Source organism: Pseudomonas sp. DP-17 (assembly GCF_022380625.1).
GTDB classification, from domain to species: Bacteria; Pseudomonadota; Gammaproteobacteria; order Pseudomonadales; family Pseudomonadaceae; genus Pseudomonas; species Pseudomonas nitroreducens_A.
The window spans coordinates 275,946-297,231 of record NZ_JAKSXG010000015.1 but is presented as its reverse complement, the minus strand read 5'-3'; the positions used below and the strand labels follow the sequence as shown (position 1 = coordinate 297,231).

The following is a 21,286-nucleotide window of genomic DNA, read 5'->3' as shown; positions in this document are numbered from 1 at the left end:
GGATGCGCCGCCAAGGCTTCAGCGCGAGCTGAAGCGGCTGGCGAGAAACGGCTTCACTGGCACGCTGGTGACGACATCGCAGGCCTGCTCGGCAAGCAGTTGCCCGGTGATGGCGCCCAGCGTCAGGCCGATGTGGCCGTGGCCGAAGTTGTAGAAGACCTGCGGCAGGCGCCGCGATGGGCCGAGCACCGGCATGCTGTCCGGCACCGAGGAGCGAAAGCCCATCCACTGCGACACCGGCTCGTGCTGCAAGCGCAGGAAGCGCCGCGCGCCACGGGTCAGGTAGCGGTAGCGCGCCGGGCTCGGCAGCGCCTCCAGCCCGGCGAATTCCACCGTGCCGGCCACCCGCAGGCCCTGCGCCATGGGTGTCATGTAGAAGCCGCCGGCACCCCAGCACACCGGGCGATTGAGCACCTGGCCGGCATGCCCGAAGAGCACGTGGTAACCACGCTCCGTATCCTGCGGCACCGCATCGCCCAACTGATCCACAAGCGTGCGCGACCAGGCGCCGGTGCACAGCGCCACACGGTCGGCAGCCAGGCGCTCGCCGCTCGCCAGCCGCGCCTGCACCGCGTCCCTGCCCTGCCCGGCCGGTTCCAGGCCCAGCAGCTCGCCACGGCGAAACTCGCCGCCCATGGCGAGGAAGCGTTCGAACAGACGCAGGCTCAATGCGTACGGATCGAGCGTGCGGCTCACGCCGGGCAGCTCCACCGCGCAGCTCGCGCGGGTGTTGAGCGCCGGTTCCTGCTCGCGCAACTCGCCCCCTTCAACGAAGCGGATCGGCACGTCAAAGCGCCGGTGGTAATCCACCATCGCCTGCGCGTCGCGGCGTTCATGCTCCTCGAAGAGGTACAGCGAGCCGTCATGACGGATCAGGTCGTTGGCGCCGGCCTCGTCGAACAGTCCCTGCCACGCCCCCATGCAGGGGCGCAGCAGGGTGTTGAGGTCGTGGCCGATGGCTTCCACGCGATCCCGCCGCGAAGCTGCCAGGAACCGCAGCAGCCAGGGCGCGATGCGCGGCAGGTACGCCGGGCGGATCGCCAACGGGCTGTCCGGGCGCAGCAGCATGCCCGGTGCCTTGCGCCAGATGCCCGGCGTGGCCACCGGCTCCACCGAGTAAGTGGCGAAGGTACAGGCGTTGCCGAACGAGGTGGCGAGGCCCGGCGGGTTGCGGTCCAGCAGGGTCACGCGGAAGTCGCGGCGTTGCAGTTGCAGCGCCGTGGCCAGGCCGACCACGCCGGCGCCGACCACCAGGGCGTGGCGGCGCAGGTCGTTGGGCTGGGTCATTTGCCGCTCATCACGCGGGTCCACAGGCGGGTGCTCATGCGCATCCCGGACGGCGACAGGGTCTTGATCGGGAACAGGGTGTCGAGCACTTCCTGGGGTGGATACACGGCCGGGTTGGCGCGCAGTTCCGGCTTCACGTACGAGGTCGCGGCGGCATTGCCGTTGGGGTACTGCACGGCGTTGGTGATGTTGGCGATCACTTCCGGCTGCAGCAGGTAGTTCATGTAGGCGTAGGCGTTGTCCAGGTGCGGCGCGCCCTTGGGAATCACCACGGTGTCCACCGCGATGGTGCTGCCTTCGCGCGGCAGGCTGTAGCCGATCTTCACGCCGTTGCCGGCCTGCTGGGCGGTGGTCATGGCCTGCAGCACGTCGCCGCTGAAGCCGATGGCGACGCAGATGTTGCCGTTGGCCAGGTCGCTGACGTACTTGGACTGGTGGAAATAGCGGATCGACGGGCGGATCGCCTGCAACGCCGCTTCGGCGGCCTTGAAGTCGTCCGGGTTCTGGCTGGCCGGATCGCGGCCGAGCACCTTGAGGGTGATGGGCACCATCTGGGTGGCGTTGTCGATCACCGCGATGCCGCACTGGGCGAGCTTTTCCGCGTTCTTCGGATCGAACAGCAGCTGCCAGCTGCGGGTGACGTCGGTGTTGCCGAAGATGGCCTTGATCCTGTCCTCGTTGTAGCCGATGCCGACCGTCACCCAGAGGTAGGGAATGGCGTAGCGGTTACCCGGGTCGCTGACCTCGAGGATCTTCATCAGCTTGGGGTCGAGGTTGTTCCAGTTGGGCAGCTTGCCCTTGTCCAGTTCCTGGATGGCGCCGGCCTTGATCAGTCGCGGCAGGAAGTGGTTGGACGGACTGGCCAGGTCGTAGCCGCTGGCGCCGGTCATCAGCTTGGCTTCGGTGGTCTCGTTGCTGTCCACCAGGTCGTAGGTGGTCTGGATGCCGGTCTGCCGCGTGAAGTTCGCCAGGGTATCGTCGGCGATGTAGCTGCTCCAGTTGGCGATGGTGACGGTCTGCGCCGCCTGGGTGGTGCCGGCCAACAGCGACAGGACCAGGCCTGCCAGGGTCATGGGACGGATGATCATGCTGCCCTCGGTTTTTGTTTTCGGGGATGGTCGTGATGGATCGTCGTGCGTGGGTAAAGCGGTGGATCAGGCCTCGGCGCGCGCACGGCGCACTTCCCAGGCCATGCGCAGCGAGGCACCGATATCGAAGAACGGTCTGGGCGGCAGGTAACCGGGGCTGGCCTGCGCCAGCACATCGGCCAGTGCGGGCGAGCTGTCGCCGGTGGCCATTTCCGCCAGCAGGCGCCCCCACAGGGTGCCGCGCGCCACGCCCGAGCCATTGCAGCCAGCGACGGCATGCAGGCCCTGGTCGACGCGGGCGAAGTACGGCTCGCCGGAGCGGGTGCCGCTCAGGTGGCCGGTCCAGGTGTAGGCGATGTCGGTATCGACGATGCCGGGGAAGCGTTTCTGCAGGCCGCCCAGATGACGGCGGCGGCGCTCGATCAGCGCGTGGCCGTCGAGGTCGCGATGGCGGTATTCGACGGTGTTGCGGATCAGCAGCCGGCGACCCGGCAGCAGGCGTACGGTGCCGCCGCCCGGTAGCGGCGCGAGCACGCCCCACTGGCGCTCACCGAACAGCGACTGCCAGCGCGGCTCGTCCAGCGCACGGGTGATGCTGGCGCTCAGCTCCAAGGGGAAGGCACCGCTGTCGCGCAAGCCGGCGCGGGCGATGAAGGCGCCAAGGCAGACCAGAACCTGCGGTGCCTGCACCTCGCCCTGCGCGGTGCGCGCCATCCAACCCTGGCCGTTGCGGCGCAGGTCGGTCACATTGCTCTGCTCGAAGACCTCTACCGACGTCGGCAGGCTGTCAGCGAGTCCTTTCACATAGCGCGCCGGTTGCAGCAGCGCATTGCCGCCGGCGCAATGAATGGCCCGCGCATAGAAGCCACTGCCCAGGCGTTGTTCCAGCGCCGAGCCTTCGTAGTAGCGCGCGTTGGCGCCCACCGATGCCAGGGTAGCGAGGATGCCGTCGATATCGCCCAGGTGCTCGGGGCGATGCGCAGCGAAGTGATAGCCGTCCTCGAAAAGCTCGCAGTCGATGCCCAACCCTGCGATCCGCTGGCGGACTTCCTGCGCCGCCGCGATACCAATGCGCGAAGCGACCTGGTAGGCCGCATGGCCGGGCTGCCCGAGGCGTTCGCCGGCGGCAGGCAGCTCATGGGCGACGACGAAACCGGAGTTGCGCGCGGAGGCGCCCTGGGCGATGCGCTGGCGCTCCAGCAGGACGATGCGCTGCTGGGGGAAGCGCGCCGCCAGCGCGTGGGCGGCGGACAACCCGGTGATACCGCCACCGATGATCAGCCAGTCCGCCCGTTGAGTGCCGCTCAACGTCGGCCGCGCAGGCAGCTCGCCCGCCAGGGCGATCCAGCCGCAGTGATTGTCCATTGCCCGTCACTCCTTCACAATCCATGCGCCGGGCGTATCCAGGCGATTTCCCAATTGGCGCGTCATGACCAGAATCTACGGGCAGTTGCGCTGGACGCACCAACGCTCATTTTTCATCCTGGTATTCTCAAAACGCATAGATTGCAGAGGGGAAGCATCATGGACAAACTGCTGCGCGTTCCCTCGCTGCAGGCACTCCAGGCTCTGGTGCAGGTCGCCGACTCCGGCAGCTTCACGGCGGCCGCGCAACAGCTGCACCTGACCCAGAGCGCCATCAGCCGGCAGGTCCAACAGCTGGAGGAGTACTACCGCGTTCCCCTGTTCGACCGCACCAGCCGCAAGGTGGCGCTGACCGACGCCGGTCGCGAGGTCTACGCGGTGGCCGAGGGCATGCTCCAGCAATTGCTGCGCCTGGAAGAGCGCCTGGCACCGGCCTCGGCGGAGCGCCCCTTCCGCATCCGCATCTTCGTTTCGCTGGCGGTGCGCTGGCTGCTGCCGCGCCTGAGCTCCTTCTACTCGCGACACCCGGAGCTGTGCCTGTCCATCGAGACGGTGGGCGGTGAAGTGGTGGACGACGGCGGCGACTGCGACGCCTACGTGCTCTACCTGCCCAGCGGCAGCGACCCGCAGGGCCGCGTGCTGATGCCGCTGTACGACGAATACCTGGTCCCGGTCTGCGCCCCGCGCCTGGACGACGGCCAGGAGCCGCCGCGCTCGCTGGAGGAACTGGCGCGCCATCCGCTGATCCACGCTTCCAGCGGCGGCCTGGAATGGCCGCAGTGGCTGCGCGCCCAGGCCGCCCCGCCGCCTGCGCAGTTCAAGCACATGCTGTTCAACCTCGACGACCTGGCACTGGACGCCGCGACGCGAGGCCTTGGCGTCGCCATGACCGACCGCATGCTGGCCCACGACGCCCTGCAGCGCGGCGACCTTGTCGTGCCCTTTGGCGAAGCACTGAAAACCGGCGGCCGTTATGCACTGTGGCTGCGTGACAGCGGCGCCGCCCACCCCGCCTGCCAGCCGGTGCTCGACTGGTTCGAGGAGCAGCGCACTTCGCTGCAGGGTTGACCCGCAGACTCAGGCCAGCGCCGTCGGAATCTCGCTGTTCAACCCCTCCACCGCTCTCCAGGCAGCTTCCCGCGCGCGGGTCAGCACGGCCTGCTTCCACTGCTCCGTGTCGACGTAGAAGGCATCGCGCAGTTGCTGCTTGATGCGTCGCACCTTCGCCGCCGGTGCGTCGGGCGTGCGCTGCAGCCACTGGTCCGCGCGCAGCGCTTCGAGGACCTGCGGACCGGGCACGGTGCCGAACTCCAGGCTCATGGAGATCAGCAATGCCTGCGGGCACTCCTCGAGCGCTGCATGGACCAGCTTGCCGCTGAGCTTCACCGACACGCTGTTGCCCTCCTCCGTGGAGCGCACCTCGTCGCCCCACCAGGCACGGGCGCGCACCAGCGCTTCGGGACGCGGGTCGCCGGAGTAGATGTACTCGCCGTAGCCGCTCGGACCGAGGCCGGTGTGTACGTCGATCCAGGCCATCTCGCGGCACTGCCGACCATGTTGGCGCAGCACTTCGCGCACGGTGCGGTTGCTCCAGGTCGGCTGCAGGCCGGAAAAGAACAGGCCGTCGGGATGGCTGGCCTGGCCGGAGGAAATGGCCCGCTGCAACTCCCAGCGGCCATGGCGCAGCGCATAGCCGAGCAGGCGCAGGCGCCCCAGCGGGCTGGGCCAGCGCCGTGGCGCGAGCACCGGATCCAGCTGGGCGTAACCGGGGTTCTCCGGCGCTGCCTGGGTGAAGTCGCGGAAGTTGCGGTTGAGGTCGACGTTCTCCTGGGTCCAGCGACGCCACCAGGAAAAGCCATAGGGATTGGCGGCGTGCAGGTAGAGCACTGCGCAATCGTTGCGGCGCGCGTGCTCGCGCCATGCGCTGTCGGCGAGCAGCGCGCTCTGCACGCCCGAGCCGCAGAAGCCTTCGACGCCATGGCAGCCGCTGCTGATGACCAGCAGGCGCTGCGCATCGGTCGGTCCCGCGCGGGCGACATCCACCGCCAGCGTCTCGCCGTCGCGTCCGGCCAATGGATGCACGTGGGACTCCACCGGCAAGCCGGCGGCTGCGCAGGCGTCGAGGAACTTGCTGCGCGCCTGGGCGTAGCTCTGGGAAAAGTACGACGATGCATTCATGGCGACTCCGGCCGTTTCGAGGAACATCTGGCGGCCGGCAGGATGCATCAGCGCGAAAACGCGGAGTAATGATCTCTACACATGAGCATTGAGGCTGGTTATGCCAGCGGCGCCTGCTCCGCGTTGAATGCCGCCACCATTTCCTCGGCCAGCAACAGGGCCTCGCGGGTCATCAGTTCCTGCGGCCGGGTGACCATGGACAGGCTCGCTACCGGCGTGGCCTCGGCAATCTGCAGGGGCACCAGTACCTGGGCCACCATCGGCAGCTGGAGCATGCGCTGCGACCAGAAGCTCACCGCATCGGTGCTGGCCGCCAGCTCGAGGTAAAGCACAGACGAGGAGCACTCGGTGATGCGCTGCGGCGGCGGCACCTGGCGTTCGCGGAAGAACTGGCCCGCCAGGGCGACCTCCAGCGGATCGGACAACAGCCACTCCAGGTCCAGCAACTCCTGCAGAGAGCGAGCTCCCGCCAGGGGGTGCCCCCTGCGCACTGCCAACGCCGAAGGTTGCGGCGCCAGCTCGTACCAGACCTGCTCTTGCGTGGCTTGCTGCAACGGCTGGGTGGTCAACACCAGGTCCAGGCGGCCCTCCTTCAACCCTTCGAACAGCTGCACCGAGCGCAGCTCGAATATCTGCAACTGCACGTTCGGGTACAGCGCGCGGTAACGCTTGAAGCAGTAGGCGAAGGCGCGGTTGGGCGTCACCGGCGACACGCCGATCGCCACGCGACCGGCCATCTCGCCCTTGAGGGTGTCGATCTCTTCACGTGCGCGGCGCACCTCTTCGGTGACCAGCCGGGCCATGCTCACCAGCCGCTCGCCATAGGCCGTGACCGTCACGCCACGATTCGAGCGCACCAGCAGGGGGACGCCGAGCTCCTCTTCCAGCTCCTTCACCGCCTTGGACAACGACGGCTGGGTGACCTCCAGCAGCCGCGCCGCCTCCTGCAGGCTGCCGCTCTCGGCGATGGTGCGCAGGGCGCGCAACTGATGCAGTTTCATGACGAAATCCGGCTCGTTCCTCGAATTCGCGCCACCTTAACCAGTATCGGCCCGCCCTGAAAAGAAGCCGGGGGCAGCCCCGGCTTCCCTCCACGCGGCGATCACTCCGCCATGTTCAGGTCCGGCAGTTGCTGCTGGAACATCCGGGTCGCGCTGAGCAGACAGACAAAGCCCAGGCACATCCAGGCGAAGCCGATCAGGAAGGACATGCCCGACAGGCTGGACCAGAGCCAGATGGTGCTGAGGAAGCCCACCGCTGGCAGCGCACCGTAGCGCAGGTAGTTGCCCCGGCCGGTGAGACGCTCATCGATCAGGTAGTGCTTGATCACCGCCAGGTTCACCGCCGAGAAGGCGAAGAGCGCGCCGAAGCTGATCATGTTGGCCACGGTATCCAGGGTGACGAACAGCGCGATCAGCGAGAGCAGGCTGATCAGGAGGATCGCATTGGCCGGCACTCGCTTCTTCGTCACCAGCTTGCCGAACACGCGGGGAATCGCGCCGTCCCGGCCCATGGCGAACAGCACGCGGGACACGCTGGCCTGGGACACCATCGCCGAGGCGAAGCAGCCGGCCACGTAGGTGGCGGTAAAGAAGGTCACCAGCCATTCGCCGCCGATACGGCGCAGCACATCGAGCGACGCGGAGTCGGCATCGGTGAGCGCCTGCCACTCGGGGAACACCAGCTGGCCGAAGTAGGCCATGACGATGAACAGTACGCCGCCGATCAGGGTCACCAGCATGATCGCCGCAGGGATCTGCCGGCGCGGCTCCGGGGTCTCCTCGGCCATGGTCGACACGGCGTCGAAGCCGAGGAACGACAGGCACAGCACCGCCGCGCCGGACATCACCAGCGGCAGGCTGAAGTGCTCGTCATAGAACGGCTGGACCAGCGGCACCGGCTCCGCCTGGGCACCCAGGTGGCTCAGCGACAGCGCGATGAACACCACCACGAAGACCATCTGCGCGACGATCAGCACCCAGTTGACGCGGGTGATGGATTCGATGCCGACGAGGTTGAGCAGCGTCACCAGCACGATGGAGCCGAGGATCCATACCGACAGCGGCACCGACGGGAAATAGTCGGTCATGTAGATGCCGATCAGCAGGTAGCTCAAGAGCGGCAGGAAGATGTAGTCCAGCAGCAGCGTCCAGCCGGCCAGGAAGCCGAACGCCGCGCCGAAGGTCTTGCGCGTGTAGCTGTAGACCGATCCCGAATACGGGTGCGCCTGCACCATGCGCCCGTAGCTGTAGGCGGTCAGCAGCATGGCCGCCAGGGTGAAGAGGTAGGCCGCCGGCAGGTGGCCCTTGCTCATGCGGGTAACCAGCCCGTAGGTGGTGAACACCGCCAGGGGCACCATGTAGGCCAGGCCGAACAGCACCAGGGCGGGAATGCCCAGCGATTTGCGGAATGACCGCGAGGACGGCACGTGAGATTGATGGGCAGGCAAGGAAGTATCGGACACGCTTGTTGTTTTTTTCATGGCGAACTCTTGGACGGCGAGCGACGGGCGCCCGTGGGACTGGAACGGCGTGAGGCGCTCCTGTGGGCCGCCTCGAAGGACGCAGTTGTTCGAATCGGGCCGCATGGTGCTTCAGCTCGCCGCCGAGGAAAATTAGTAAAAATATGTTCGAGCCCAATGAAAAAAATGGCCGGGCACCAGGACCGATCGGCCCTTTTTCCTGTCCCCTGGCGGGCGACCGGACACAGGCGACCTGCGCGCCAGTCCGATTTCAGCGGCGAATGCCCGAGGCTGATGTACCATGCCGCGCCGAAACCCGCGGCGAACCCCTGCCTGGCTGCCTATGTCCTCCAACGCGCTCTACACCGACCTGTCCTGCTACTACGACCTGATGTGCGCCGACATCGACTATCAGGCGCAGAGCCACTGCGTGCGCCGCCTGCACCAGCTGTTCGGCAACCAGGGGCGGCGGCACCTGGACCTCGCCTGCGGGACCGGGCCGCACGTGCGCCACTTCCTCGATTTCGGCTATGGGAGCGCGGGCCTGGACATCAATCCGCCGATGCTGGACATCGCCCAGCAACGTTGCCCCGAGGCGCATTTCAGCCGGCAGGACATGGCGAGCTTCCAGGTCGAGGAGCCGCTGGACCTGATCACCTGCTTCCTCTACTCGATCCACTACAACCCTGGTATCGAGCAGCTGCAGGCGTGCCTGGCGAGCGTGCACAACGCCCTCGCCGACGGTGGTGTGTTCTGCTTCAACAGCGTCGACAAGGCGCTGATCGACAACCGCTCCTTCGTACGCCACAGCGTGGAGCACGACGGCAGCCAGTTCGGCTTCGGTTCGGGCTGGTACTACAGCGGCGAGGGTGAGCGCCAGGCGTTGCGCCTGAGCATCGAGAAGACCACTGCCGGCGAGACCCTGACCTGGCAGGACGAACACGCGATGGTCGCGCTGACCTTCGCCGAGCTGCTGGGCCTGCTGCAGCCACTGTTCGAGGTACAGGTCTTCGAGCACGACTACGAACGCATCACGCCGTGGACAGGCCATTCAGGCAATGGGTTGTTCGTCTGCGTGAAGCGCTGACTGCCGGGCCGGGACGTTCGCCCCTGCCCGGCACGACAGATCAGTAACCGACCGCGGCCTTTTCGATGGTTCGCGCAACCGCATCGGGGTGCGAAACCATGACCACATGGGATGCTCCGCTGACCACTTCAACGTCCCTCGCCTTGGCGCGCTGCGCCATGAAAGCCATGGCCTGCGGCGGAATGTTGCGGTCCTGGTCGCCATAGACGAACCAGGAGGGGATCGCCGTCCAGGCCGCTGCGCCGGCTTTTTCGTTCAAGGCCGCCTCGGTGACCGGACGCTGCGCCGCCGCCATCAACGCAGCTTCGCTGGCGGGTACATCGGCGGCGAACTGATCGTGAAACCTGTCCTGCTGGATGTACAGGTCCTTGCCACCATCGACCAACGGCACTGGGGCGGCCAGGGTCGGGCCGAGGGTGCTGCCGGGGAATTTGCCGGCCAGCCCGGCGGCGCTCTCCCCCTTCTGCGGGGCGAAGGCGGCGACATAGACCAGCGCCTTGACGTTGGGCCGGTCGCTGGCCGCCGCGCTGATCACGTTGCCGCCGTAGGAATGGCCCACCAGCACCACCGGTCCCTTGACGCTGCCGATGATGTTGCCGATGTAGGCGCCATCGCTGGCCACCCCGCGCAAGGGGTTGGCGGCGGCGATCACGCTGTAGCCGTCTTTTTCGAGGATGCGCGTCACGCCGTTCCAGCTGGAGGCATCGGCGAAGGCGCCATGCACCAGCACCACGGTCGGTTTCACCTCCGCCGCGAAAGCGCCGCTCGCCAGCAGGCCGCTAGCGAGCGCCAGGGCAGTAAGGGTCTTCTTCATGGTGGATCTCCTTGCTGAGGATTTGAGGAATAAAAAGCCCCGCACGGCGATCCGGGGGAATCACAATCCGTGCGGGGAGCGCTCATGGCGAGCGGGGAAAGTCACTGGTTTGGCTTAGCTCGCGCCACAGGCGCAGCTCCGCCAGGCGTGCCTTGTCGGCGTTCTCGATGGCCAGCAGCGCATCGCTGCCCAGGGCCAGGCGCAACGGCGGACGATCCATCCAGGCCACTGCGAGAATCGCCTGCGCGGCTCGCTGCGGGTCGCCCGGCTGCTTGCCGTCGTAGGCCCGCTGCCGGCGTGCCACGGCGCCGACCACGGCGTCGTATTCGAAGCGTCCTTCGCTGAGCGTCGTCGAGGTGCCGGCAAAATCGGTGCGCAAGCCGCCGGGCTCGATGATCGTCACCCGCACGCCAACCTGCGCCATTTCGCGTGCCAGGACTTCGGAGAAGCCCTCGACACCCCACTTCGCCGCCGAATAGGGCGCCCGCCCCGGCGCGCCGATGCGTCCACCCACCGACGACAGCTGGATGATGTGGCCGCTGCGCTGCCGGCGCAGAAGAGGAATCGCCGCCTTGGTGACGATGATGGTGCCGAACAGGTTGGTCTCGATCTCCCGGCGGAAGTCCTCCAGCGAGGTGTCTTCCACCGAGTTGACATTGCCAAAGCCTGCGTTGTTGACCAGCACGTCGAGCCCGCCGAACTCCTCGACCATCTGCGCCACGGCGTCCTGCGCGGCCGCCGGGTCGGTGACGTCCAGCGGAGCCAGGCGCAGCGTCTGCGGGTAGAGCCGGGCGAGGTCCGCCAGGGCGTCCGGGTCGCGGGCGGTGGCCAGCAGGCGGTGGCCTGCCTGCAACACGGCTTCGGCCAGCGCGCGGCCCAGCCCGCGGGAGCAACCGGTGATCAGCCATCGTTGGTTCATGGGAACCTCCCCTTCTCTCAAGGTGTAGCGCTCAAGGTGCAGCTGTCAGGGTGCGTAGCGGGTAAAGACCAGGTCATGGTCCTTCACCCGCGCCTGGTGGCAGGCGAAACAGGTCTGGTGCTGGGCCTCGTCGGCGGGCTTGCCGTCGATGAAGCGGGCAAAGCCCCAGCCACCGCTGGCCGCGTACTTCTTCGAATCCTTGACCATGAATTGCACGGTGGTGGCCGCGCCAGGGATCGACGCCGGTTCGAACTCCGGCGACTGCACGTGTTTCCAGGCGAGCTTGGCCAGTACGCTGCCGTCGGGGAACGGCAAGGTCCCGGTACGGTAGGCCCGCATGGCAATGTCGTTGCCCAGTACGGCACGCAGTTCGTTCAGCGGCGCCGCCTCCTGGGCGGGCGCCACCAATTGCCAGTTGCGGTAGCCCTCGGGCATGCGCACGCCGTAGATCGGCGAAGCCTCCCCGTCGGCCCTGGCGCCTGTCGCCGCCAACAGGGCGAAACCGGCGAGGGCGATGTGGCGCAATGCGGTCGCTGCGATGGTCATGGCGGCTCTCCGGCTCACAGATGATCGGCGTCGATCACCGCCTTGACGAAGGCGGCAGGCGCCTCCTGCGGCAGGTTGTGGCCAATGCCGCCGGTGATCAGCCGGTACTCGTACTTGCCGCCAAAGCGCTTGGAGTAGGCCTCGGCCGGCGGGTGCGGCGCGCCATTGGCATCGCCTTCGAGGGTAATGGTCGGCACCCGGATGGTCGGGAAGGCTGCGAGCTTCTTCTCCAGCTCGGCATAGCGCGGCTCGCCTTCGGCCAGATTCAGGCGCCAGCGGTAGTTGTGGATGGCGATCGGCCCCTGGTCGGGATTGTCCAGGGCCTGGGCGCTGCGCTCGAAGGTGGCGTCGTCGAACTTCCACTGCGGCGAAGCCAGTTGCCAGGTCAGCCTGGCGAACTCGTGGCGGTACTGGTCGTAGCCGACCTTGCCGCGCTCGGTGGCGAAGTAGAACTGGTACCACCACTGCAGCTCGGCGGCCGGTGGCAGCGGCGCCTTGCCCGCCTCCTGGCTGCCGATCAAATAGCCGCTGACCGACACCAGCGCCTTCACCCGCTCGGGCCAGAGCGCCGCGACGATGTCCGCCGAGCGTGCTCCCCAGTCGTAACCGGCGAGCACCGCGCGCTTGATCTTCAACGCATCCATGAAGTCGATGACGTCCACCGCCAGTGCGGCGGGCTCACCGTTGCGCCGGGTGGACGCGGAAAGGAAGCGGGTTTCGCCATAGCCACGGGCGTAGGGAACCAGCACGTGGTAGCCCTTGGCTGCCAACTGCGGCGCCACCTCGGCATAGCTGTGTATGTCGTAGGGCCAGCCGTGCAGCAGGATCACCACCGGGCCATCGGCCGGGCCGGCTTCTGCGTAGGCGACGTTGAGCAGGCCGGCATCGACGTGCTTGAGCGCGCCGAAGGCCGGGTCGGTGGCCGCTTGCGCCATTGCGCCACAGGTGAAGGGCGCAAGGGCGATGGCCAGCGCCGAGGCGCCGAATTGCGGGGACTTGAACAGGTTCATTGCAGGTCTCCAGGGCAGACGCGCGGCCTACCCGGTGGTTGCCGGCAAGCGGCGGGTTCTAGTGGTTGTTCAGGCTGGATCGCAGGGGGCGGAACGCCGCGCGCAGTTCTTCGCTGAACAGCTGCGGCTGTTCCCAGGCGGCGAAGTGGCCGCCCTTGTCCACCGCATGGAAGTAGTCCAGCGACGGATAGGCGCGCTGCGCCCAGCTTTTCGGCGCGCGGTAGATCTCGCCGGGGAATACGGTGATGGCCACCGGCACCTTGATCTGCGAGGTCTTCTGCGCCGCGGCGCTGAAGTTGTTGTTGTTGTTTTCCCAGTAGAAGCGCGAAGAGGAAGCGCCGGTGTTGGTCAGCCAGTAGAGCGAGATGTCGTCGAGCATCTCGTCGCGGCTCAGCACGCGCTCGGGCTCGCCGCCGCTGTCGGTCCAGGCGGCGAACTTCTCGTACATCCAGGCGGCCATGCCGGCCGGTGAATCGGCCAGGGAATAGCCGATGGTCTGCGGGCGGGTCACCATCATCGCGCCGTAGGCGGCGTTGCGGCCGAAGAAGATGCTCAGCGCATCGAAGGCGCGGCGCTCATCAGCGCCCAGCCCGGCGGGTGCCGGGGCGCCACTGTTGATCGGCCCGACCAGCTCCGGCGGCACCGTCGCCGGCATGTTCAGGTGGATGCCGAGCAGGCCGGGCGGGGCCAGGCGGCCGAGCGCATCGGAGATTACCGAGCCATGGTCGCCGCCCTGGGACACATAGTGGCTGTAGCCCAGGCGCTTCATCAGCACGTCCCAGGCGCGGGCCACCCGGTCCGGGCCCCAGCCGGTGGCGGTCGGCTTGCCGGAAAAACCGTGGCCGGGGATGGCCGGGATCACCACGTCGAAGGCGTCTTCCGCACGTCCTCCATAGGCCACCGGGTCGGTCAGCGGGCCGATGGTCTTGAGGAACTCCAGCGGCGAGCCTGGCCAGCCATGGGTGAGGACCAGCGGCATGGCATGCGGCTCTTTCGAACGCACGTGGATGAACTGGATGTCCATGCCATCGATGCTGGTGACGAACTGCGGCAGCGCGTTGAGCCTGGCTTCGGCGCGGCGCCAGTCGTAGTCCTTGCCCCAGTAGTCCACCAGCGCGCGGACCTTCTCCAGCTGGATGCCCTGCGAGACATCGCTCACCGTCTCGCGGTCCGGCCAGCGCGTGGCGGCAATGCGCCGGCGCAGGTCGTCCAGTTGCTCCTGGGGCACCTGAATGCGGAACGGGCGCACGCTGTCATCGGCGTTCGCCGTGCTGCTGGCGTTCGCGGCGAACGCCTGTTGCAGCAGGTGATGCTGGCCGTCGCCGAGCAGGAACAGCCCCACGGCGGTGGCCATGAGCGAACGGCTGAAGCGACGACGAAGAAGAGGCGATAACGAGGCGGCTGGCATGGTCGATCTCCCTGGTTCACTGGCCGGCGGATCGGCGGCCTGCAGCGATCTCAACAAAGCCCGGCAGATGCGGCGATTGCACCATGGTGTCGGTCGATACCTTGGTATCGGGGCTCGCGCGCGCCCCGCGTGCGGTGTCGCAGCCGACACCTAGGTATCATTGGCAGCCCCGCCGGCAAGGCGCATGATCGCCCCACGGCTAGCGCCGGGAGAGGATCGGAATGCACAACGAAGCCTTCGACAAACTGCCCGACATGGCGTGGACCGCCAACCTCGAAGGCCGTCTGGAAAGCGTCAACCAGGCCTGGCGCCGCTATGCCGGCCGGGACCGGGATACCCATGGCGACGACATCTGGCAGACGCTGGTGCACCCTGCGGACCTGCCCGCGGTGCAGCAGGGCTGGAGTGCCATCCGCCAGTCCGGCACGCCCCACGACCTGCAGGCGCGCCTGCGCCGGCACGACGGGATCTACCGGCGCTTCCTGCTGCGCGCCCGCGCACTCACCGACGACGATGGCGCACTGGTTGGCTGGTGCGGCCAGAACATCGATATCGACGACCTGCTGGCCGCCGCACCGGCTGCCATCACCCAGGACACCCAGGAGATCATCGACAGCATTCCCGGCCTGATCTCGCTGATGACGCCCGACGGCGAGCTGGAATGCGTCAATCGCCACAACAGCGACTACCTCGGCGCCGGCCTCGAGGAGCTGCGCGGCTGGACAGGCTCCAGCACGCTCCATCCCGACGACCTGCCCCAGGCGCTGAAGGCGTGGCAGCACTCCGTCGCCAGCGGCGAGCCGTACAACGTCCAGCACCGGGTGCGCGGCGCGGACGGCGTCTACCGCTGGTTCCATGTACGCGCCCTGCCCCACCGCGATGCCGCAGGACGCATCCAGCGCTGGTTCGTGCTCAAGGTGGACATCGACGAACAGAAGCGTGACCGGGCGCTCATTGCCCAGGCGCGGGAGTCGCTGGCCCTGGCGCTGGACGAGGTCCGTGCTTCTGAAGACCGCCTGCGCACGCTGATCGACGCCGTGCCGGGTTTCGTCTGGCGCACCGACCCCGATGGCAGCGTGGAATTCTTGAACCAGCGCTGGTTCGACTACACCGGCATGAGCGCGGAAGGCGCTGCCGGCGTCGGCTGGATGAGCGCCCTGCACCCCGAGGACGCGCCGGCGCTGGGTGCCTACTGGCAGGGCCTGTTGGACGCCGGTCGCGCTGGCGAATTCGAGGCACGGCTGCGGCGCTTCGACGGCAGCTACCGCTGGTTCCTGATCCGCGCGGTGCCGCAGCTCGACGCGGCCGGGTGCGTGCTGAAATGGTATGGCGGCAACACCGATATCCATGAGCGCAAGCGCGCCGAGCTGCTGCTGGCCGGCGAGAAACGCCTGCTCGGCCTGATGGCCGGCGGTTGTGCCCTGCCGCAGGTACTGGCGACCCTTTGCGAACTGGTGGAAGCCAACCTCGAAGACAGCCGGTGCGCCATCACCCTGGTCACGCCCCGCCATGGCTGCTCGCCGGAAGCGACGCTGCGTCTGCAGGCCGGCGCCGCTCCCCATCTGCCGGCTTCGCTGTACGGCGGCGCGGACGGCCAGCCAGTGGAGGCCCTCAGCAGCCCGCAAGCCCAGGCCGCACTGGAAAAGGCCAGGGTTCAGGTCAATGACCTGGACGGCGAAACCCGCTGGCCCGACTGGCGGCAACAGGCACGGGCTTGCGGGCTGCGAGCGCTGGCGGCAATACCGGTGGTGTCCAACCAAGGCGAGGTCAGCGGTATCCTCTCGGTCTATTTCACCCAGCCCCATGCGCCGGACGAAACCCAGTGCGCGCTTGTCTCGCAGTTCACCCACCTCGCCAGCATCGCCATCGACCGCGCGCGCAGCGAAGCGGCCCTGCGCCAGAGCGAAGCCTTCCTGGCCAAGGCCCAGCGCATCAGCCTGACCGGCACCTTCTCCTGGCGCGTGGACAATGACGAGATCGCCTGGTCGGAGGAAATCTACCGGCTTCTCGACCTCCAGCCGGGCCTGACGCCGAGCTTCGAGCTGATCTTCTCGCGCATCCACCCCGAAGACCGCGCCACCGTGCAAGCGCTCCTCAAGCGCCAGCGCCGCGACGGCTGCGACTTCGAGCACGAACATCGACTGCTGCTTCCCTGCGGCTCCGTGCGCCATGTCCACCTGGTCGCCCAGGCCACCCGCGAGGCCGACGGTGCGCTGCTGTACATCGCCACGGCGCAGGACGTCACCCAGCGCCGGCTGGCCGAGGAAACCCTGCACCGAACCCGTGCCGAACTGGCCCACGTCGCCCGCGTGGCCAGCCTGGGCGCACTGACCGCGTCCATCGCCCACGAGGTCAACCAGCCGCTGGCCGGCATCATCACCAACGCCAGCACCTGCCTGCGCATGCTGGGGGCGCCAACGCCGAACCTGGAAGGCGCGCGGGAAACCGCCCGGCGCACCATCCGCGACGGCAACCGCGCGGCGGACGTGATCAAGCGCCTGCGTGCCCTGTTCGCCCGCCACGAGGCGGTCAGCGAACCGGTCGACCTCAACGAGGCGGCGCGGGAAGTGATCGCCATGCTGCACAACGAACTGCAGCGTCACGGCGTGACCGTTCTGCCGACGCTGCAGCAAGACCTGCCCGCCGTGAGCGGTGATCGGGTGCAACTGCAGCAGGTGATCCTCAACCTCATCCTCAACGCCATCGATGCGCTGGGCGACGTGCATGACCGCCCCCGGCAGTTGCGCATCAGCAGCGGCCTCGACCCGGACGCGAGCATCTTCCTCGCCGTGCGCGACAATGGCGCGGGCTTCGCGCCAGCAGACGCCGGCCGCCTGTTCGACGCCTTCTTCAGTACCAAGCAGGCGGGCATGGGCATCGGTCTGTGGGTCAGCCGCTCCATCGTCGAGCACCACGCCGGCCGTATCTGGGCCACCACCCACGACGGGCCGGGCGCTACCTTCATCTTCGCGCTGCCCCATGCGCAAACCACCCTCGACCAACCGACGGAGATCCGCTGATGGCCACGCCCCTGCTCGTGTCGGTGGTCGATGACGACGAATCGGTGCGCGAATCCCTGCCGGACCTGCTGCGCGAGTTCGGCTTCCAGGTCTGCGCCTTCTCCAGTGCCGAAGACTTCCTCGCTTCGGACGCGCTGCAGCGCACCCGCTGCCTGATCCTCGACGTGTCGATGCCGGGGATGAGCGGGCCGCAGTTGCAGAAGGAACTGACACTGCGCGCAATTGCCATACCGATCATCTTCATCACCGCCCACAGCGACGCGGCCACCCGACCGCGGCTGATCGCCCAGGGAGCGGTGGACTGCCTGCTCAAACCGTTCAGCGAAGCGGAATTGCTCAAGGCACTCAGTGCCGCCCTGCCGGTCAGCTGACAGCCTGGTCGACGCCACTCGGAGGACATGGCATGTTGCATCACTATCCCGCCCATCCCGGCCCAGCCCAGCGAATGGAACGCCTGCCGATGCAAGAGCCGACGCCCATCGTCTACGTCGTCGACGACGACATCTCGGTGCGTGAATCACTGGAACTGCTGATCCGCTCGGCCGGCTGGCGACCGGTGCTGTTCGACGCCGCCACGGCCTTCCTCGACGAGCCGGCCAGCGTCGCGCCCAGCTGCCTGGTGCTTGACGTCAACCTACCGGATCTCAACGGCCTCGACCTGCAAAGCAGCGTGGCCGGTGCCCGCCCGGCGATGCCGATCATCTTCATCACCGGCTATGGCGACGTGCCGTTGACCGTGCGCGCAATGAAGGCCGGCGCGGTGGAATTCCTCACCAAGCCGTTCGACAGCGACATCCTGCTGCAGGCCATCGCCGACGCGCTGCAGCACAGCCGCGCCGCGCTCGGCCAGCAAAGCCGGCTCGATGCCCTGCGCCAGGCCTATGCGCTGCTCACCAGCCGCGAGCGGGAAGTGCTGGAAATGGTGGTGGCCGGGCGCTTGAACAAGCAGATCGCGGCCGACCTGGGCATCAGCGAGATTACCGTGAAGGCGCACCGCGGCCGGGTCATGCGCAAGATGCAGGCGCGCACCCTGCCGGACCTGGTGAACATGGCGGCGCTGCTGGCGATCGTGCCGGCCCGGAGCCGCTGAGCGCGACTCAGGTGGCGCCCAGCGCGCGTCGCCGATCCTCCAGCAGACGCACGTCCAGCGTGTCGAAGCCTTCCTCGAGCCGGCAGGCGTCCAGCAGCGCCAGCGCTGCGACTTCGTCGCCCTGTCTCGCGCGCAGCCACGCCAGGTCCAGGCTCGAACGCAGCATCCAAGCGCGAGCGCCTTGCTCGCGCGCCATCGCCAGTGAGTCCTGCAGCAACCGTTCAACCGCCTGATCGCCCTCTTCGCCCAAGGCGCCGATGATCTTTGCCTCGATGCGCATCAGCTCCGGCAACGCATAGGCGTCGCCACTGCCGCGGCAATGGGCGATGCAGCGCCGCGCAACGCCCAGCGCGCGGCGGTGTTCGCCAGCGAGGATGAGGCCTTCGGCGAGGGCTATCTCGAAGGACGTGGTCAGCAACTCGTAGCGCATGCCGTGGAGGCGCGTGAGGCTCTCCTCCAACTGGCGCACCGCGTCGCCGGGCTGTTCACGGCGAATGGCGATGGCGGCGTGGAACCCCTGAGTGGCAGCCTGGTACGGCGCGAAGGCATTGGCTTCGGCAATGCGGCTGAAGGTCGCCAGGCTGCGGTCGGCCTTGTCCAGCTCACCGGTCCAGATGTGGATGCAGAGCGTCCACACCAGGGCGATGCAGTGGGTCGCGGGATGGTTGAGTTCCGCCGCCTCGGCCTCTACCTGGTCCGCCCAGCGCCGCGACTGGTCGGCGCAACCGAGCAGCCAGAGCGTGCGCGCCAGGGCCAGGCCGGTGCGGTTGTGGTGGTCGAAGCCATAGTGCAGTGTGCGGCTGCGTTCCGAGGGCAAGCTGTTGCGCAGGGACTTTTCCAGCTCCTCGCGCGCGCGCCGCTGATCGCCCAGCAGGTGATGGGAGATACCTGCCAGCGAGGCGGCCACCGCCACCGCTTCCGGTTCGCCCAGGGTGTCGCCGACCACCACCGCGCGCTCCGCCCAGGCCAGCGACGAGGCGAAGTCGCCGATGCGTTCGTAGAAGATCTGCAGGCGCCCCAGCACGCGCAATTCGGCCCAGTGGTCGGCGAGTGCCACGGCGATTTCCAGCGCACGCAGCAGGGCCTTGCCGGCCGCCTCGCTGTTGCCGCGGGTGAACATCAGCACCAGCCCGAGGGCCGATTGCAGTTCCATTTCGGTGGGGCTGCCGAAATAGCCCAGTTCCAGCAACTCGGTGGCCCGCGCGCACCAGGTGCGGCATTCCACCTGCAGCGAATAGTGCAGGAACAACGGCGCACTGGCAGCCGCCAGCGGCAGCGCCAGGCCGGGGTCGCCCTGCGGGCCGAAGCTCCACTCCAGCGCGCTGCGCACGTTGCCCAGCTGGTTGGCCAGACGCGCGCAGCCCTCGTAGATCACCTCGGGCACGCTACCCAGTTGCTCCAGTACCCACAGGTAATAAGCGGCATGACGGAAAGCCAGGGCATGCGCCTCATCAAAGCCATGGCCAGCAGCTTTTTCACGGGCGAAGGCGCGGGTCATCTCCAGCAGGCGATACGCCGAAGCGGCCTCGCTGCGGTCCACCGCCACCAGCCCCTTGGACGTCAGTTCATCGAGGATGGCGGCGGCCTCCAATCCATTGATGCGCGCGTCCGCGACGACCTGCGCGGCCGCCTCCTGGGAGAAGGGCCCGACGAACACCGACAGACGATCGAACACCAGGCGTTCGTTCTCGGCGAGCAGCGCGTAACTCCAGTCCAGCATGGCGCGCAACGTCTGGTGGCGCGGCTGCGCCGTGCGCCGACCGGACCAGCCCAGGGAAAAACGCTCACCCAGCAGTGCATGGGTGGCCTTGGCGCCGTGGAGCGCCACCCGTACCGCCGCCAGTTCGATGGGCAAGGCCATGCCGCCCAGGCGTCGGCACATGTCGGCGATCAGGGCGGGGTCGCCCTCCTGCCATTGCAGCGCAGCGTTGGCCGCCTCGGCGCGCTCCACGAACAGCCGCACGGCAGGGTACGCCAGCAATGTCTCGACAGGCAGGCCGTGCGGCTGCTCGGGAAACTCCAGCGGGCCGAGCCAGTGCGCCTCTTCGTCCCGCGCTCGCAACGGTTCGCGGCTGGTGGCCAGCAGGCCGACGCCGGGAGCGACGTCGCGGATGCGCTCGGCCAGCGCGGATACGACGTCGACCACATGTTCGCAGTTGTCGACGAGCAGCAGCAGCGCCTGGCCCTTGAGGTGCGCCAGCAGCACCGCCAGCGGGTCTTCGGCCTGCACTGGCACCCCCAGCGCGGCGGCCAGCGCCGAGGCGACCAGATGCTCGTCCTCCACCTGGGCCAGGTCGATGAAGCGCACGGTTTGCCGGCGCTCGGCAAGCAGGCGATGGCCGACTTCGACGACCAGGCTGGTCTTGCCCACCCCGCCAGTGCCGACGATGGTGAGCAGGCGCGGCTCGCGCAGGCGCTGCAGGATCATCTGCACGTCGGCCTCGCGGCCGATCAGCTTCACCCGCGGCGGCAGGCTGCCAACGCCGTCGGCCACGGGCAGCGCCGGCAACGCTGCCGGCGCCGCATCGGCCCTGCGGCTCACGGGCGCGACGAATGCATAGCCGACGCCGACCTGGGTGGCGATGTAGCGCGCGCCACCCTCGCCATCGCCCAGGGCGCGGCGCAGGCCGTTCATGTGAAAGCGCAGGCTGCCCTCTTCCACCACCATGTCGGGCCACACACGTTTGAGCAGTTCGCGCTTGGAAAGCACCCGTCCGGGCTTTTCCAGCAGCGCCAGGAGCAGGTCGAAGGCGCGCCCGCCGATGTCCATCGGCTGCGCATCACGGGTGAGCAGGCGTTTACCGGGTATCACCCGGAACGGGCCGAATTCGATCGGCGCTATCGCTGAGGGGGACAGATCGTCCGCTGCAGACTCCACGGGGCGTTTCTTCCGGAAGTGGGAGTGGGCGCGAGGCTGGCCCGCAAGTCCTAGCAGGATAGGAGTTTCGAGCGCACGATCAAGCCTTGCGCGCGGCCGTTTATGTGTGCTGTCACGCTGAATCGGCGGCGACCG

General features: G+C 67.9%; 17 protein-coding genes. 5 read left to right on the top strand and 12 right to left on the bottom strand.

All coding sequences use genetic code 11. The features are described 5' to 3' along the window. Positions 1 to 18: 18 nt before the first annotated feature. From MJ122_RS25140 to MJ122_RS25130, 3 genes are all read right to left on the bottom strand, one after another. Positions 19 to 1,287 carry an FAD-dependent oxidoreductase gene (locus MJ122_RS25140; RefSeq protein ID WP_239746436.1) on the bottom strand — a complete coding sequence of 423 codons (1,269 nt, stop codon included), beginning with the start codon at positions 1,285 to 1,287 and terminating at the stop codon, positions 19 to 21. Continuing rightward, positions 1,284 to 2,375 carry a polyamine ABC transporter substrate-binding protein gene (locus MJ122_RS25135; protein ID WP_239746434.1) on the bottom strand — a complete coding sequence of 364 codons (1,092 nt, stop codon included), beginning with the start codon at positions 2,373 to 2,375 and terminating at the stop codon, positions 1,284 to 1,286. The genes MJ122_RS25140 and MJ122_RS25135 overlap by 4 nt, the downstream gene beginning before the upstream one ends. 66 nt (positions 2,376 to 2,441) lie before the next feature. After that, positions 2,442 to 3,740, bottom strand: a complete 1,299-nt coding sequence (locus tag MJ122_RS25130; protein WP_239746432.1) for an FAD-binding oxidoreductase — start codon at positions 3,738 to 3,740, stop codon at positions 2,442 to 2,444. Between the two features lie 159 nt (positions 3,741 to 3,899). Between MJ122_RS25130 and MJ122_RS25125 the strand changes: the two genes are divergently transcribed. After that, positions 3,900 to 4,808 (top strand): LysR substrate-binding domain-containing protein, encoded by a 909-nt coding sequence (locus MJ122_RS25125; RefSeq protein WP_239746430.1) that lies wholly within the window; start codon positions 3,900 to 3,902, stop codon positions 4,806 to 4,808. Positions 4,809 to 4,817: 9 nt separating this feature from the next. On the opposite strand, the gene MJ122_RS25120 is transcribed toward MJ122_RS25125, so the two are convergent. The 3 genes from MJ122_RS25120 to MJ122_RS25110 all read right to left on the bottom strand — a co-directional run bounded on the left by MJ122_RS25120 (position 4,818) and on the right by MJ122_RS25110 (position 8,400). Further along, a complete protein-coding gene (locus tag MJ122_RS25120; RefSeq protein WP_239746429.1) occupies positions 4,818 to 5,918 on the bottom strand; it encodes a M14 family metallopeptidase in 1,101 nt (366 codons plus the stop codon). Between the two features lie 98 nt (positions 5,919 to 6,016). Beyond that, positions 6,017 to 6,919 carry a LysR substrate-binding domain-containing protein gene (locus MJ122_RS25115; RefSeq protein WP_239746427.1) on the bottom strand — a complete coding sequence of 301 codons (903 nt, stop codon included), beginning with the start codon at positions 6,917 to 6,919 and terminating at the stop codon, positions 6,017 to 6,019. Positions 6,920 to 7,020: 101 nt separating this feature from the next. Further along, entirely contained in the window at positions 7,021 to 8,400 is a 1,380-nt protein-coding gene (locus MJ122_RS25110; RefSeq protein WP_088420996.1) for an APC family permease, read from the bottom strand. A gap of 322 nt (positions 8,401 to 8,722) precedes the next feature. Here MJ122_RS25110 and MJ122_RS25105 point away from each other — a divergent pair, with 322 nt between their 5' ends. Continuing rightward, a complete protein-coding gene (locus MJ122_RS25105) occupies positions 8,723 to 9,466 on the top strand; it encodes a class I SAM-dependent methyltransferase (protein ID WP_239746473.1) in 744 nt (247 codons plus the stop codon). 40 nt (positions 9,467 to 9,506) lie between these two features. Here MJ122_RS25105 and MJ122_RS25100 read toward each other — a convergent pair whose 3' ends face one another. From MJ122_RS25100 to MJ122_RS25080, 5 genes are all read right to left on the bottom strand, one after another. Further along, positions 9,507 to 10,280, bottom strand: coding sequence for an alpha/beta hydrolase (locus MJ122_RS25100; protein ID WP_239746425.1), 774 nt, complete (start codon positions 10,278 to 10,280; stop codon positions 9,507 to 9,509). 82 nt (positions 10,281 to 10,362) lie between these two features. Then, positions 10,363 to 11,199, bottom strand: a complete 837-nt coding sequence (locus MJ122_RS25095; RefSeq protein WP_088420993.1) for an oxidoreductase — start codon at positions 11,197 to 11,199, stop codon at positions 10,363 to 10,365. Between the two features lie 45 nt (positions 11,200 to 11,244). After that, the gene (locus MJ122_RS25090; protein WP_088420992.1) at positions 11,245 to 11,745 is read right to left on the bottom strand and encodes a cytochrome P460 family protein; all 501 of its coding nucleotides are present in this window, start codon (positions 11,743 to 11,745) and stop codon (positions 11,245 to 11,247) included. 14 nt (positions 11,746 to 11,759) lie between these two features. Beyond that, on the bottom strand, positions 11,760 to 12,755 hold the full coding sequence (locus tag MJ122_RS25085) for an alpha/beta hydrolase (RefSeq protein WP_239746423.1): 996 nt from the start codon (positions 12,753 to 12,755) through the stop codon (positions 11,760 to 11,762). A gap of 58 nt (positions 12,756 to 12,813) precedes the next feature. After that, entirely contained in the window at positions 12,814 to 14,163 is a 1,350-nt protein-coding gene (locus MJ122_RS25080; RefSeq protein WP_239746422.1) for an epoxide hydrolase family protein, read from the bottom strand. Between the two features lie 221 nt (positions 14,164 to 14,384). Here MJ122_RS25080 and MJ122_RS25075 point away from each other — a divergent pair, with 221 nt between their 5' ends. Genes MJ122_RS25075 through MJ122_RS25065 form a run of 3 tightly spaced genes read left to right on the top strand, consistent with a single transcriptional unit; the run spans position 14,385 to position 18,273 of the window. Further along, positions 14,385 to 17,183 carry a PAS domain-containing protein gene (locus tag MJ122_RS25075; RefSeq protein WP_239746419.1) on the top strand — a complete coding sequence of 933 codons (2,799 nt, stop codon included), beginning with the start codon at positions 14,385 to 14,387 and terminating at the stop codon, positions 17,181 to 17,183. After that, positions 17,183 to 17,554, top strand: a complete 372-nt coding sequence (locus tag MJ122_RS25070) for a response regulator (RefSeq protein ID WP_239746417.1) — start codon at positions 17,183 to 17,185, stop codon at positions 17,552 to 17,554. The genes MJ122_RS25075 and MJ122_RS25070 overlap by 1 nt, the downstream gene beginning before the upstream one ends. A gap of 32 nt (positions 17,555 to 17,586) precedes the next feature. Next, positions 17,587 to 18,273 (top strand): response regulator, encoded by a 687-nt coding sequence (locus MJ122_RS25065; RefSeq protein ID WP_239746415.1) that lies wholly within the window; start codon positions 17,587 to 17,589, stop codon positions 18,271 to 18,273. A 7-nt stretch (positions 18,274 to 18,280) separates the two neighbouring features. On the opposite strand, the gene MJ122_RS25060 is transcribed toward MJ122_RS25065, so the two are convergent. Further along, positions 18,281 to 21,151, bottom strand: coding sequence for a winged helix-turn-helix domain-containing protein (locus MJ122_RS25060; protein ID WP_239746413.1), 2,871 nt, complete (start codon positions 21,149 to 21,151; stop codon positions 18,281 to 18,283). Positions 21,152 to 21,286: the final 135 nt, after the last annotated feature.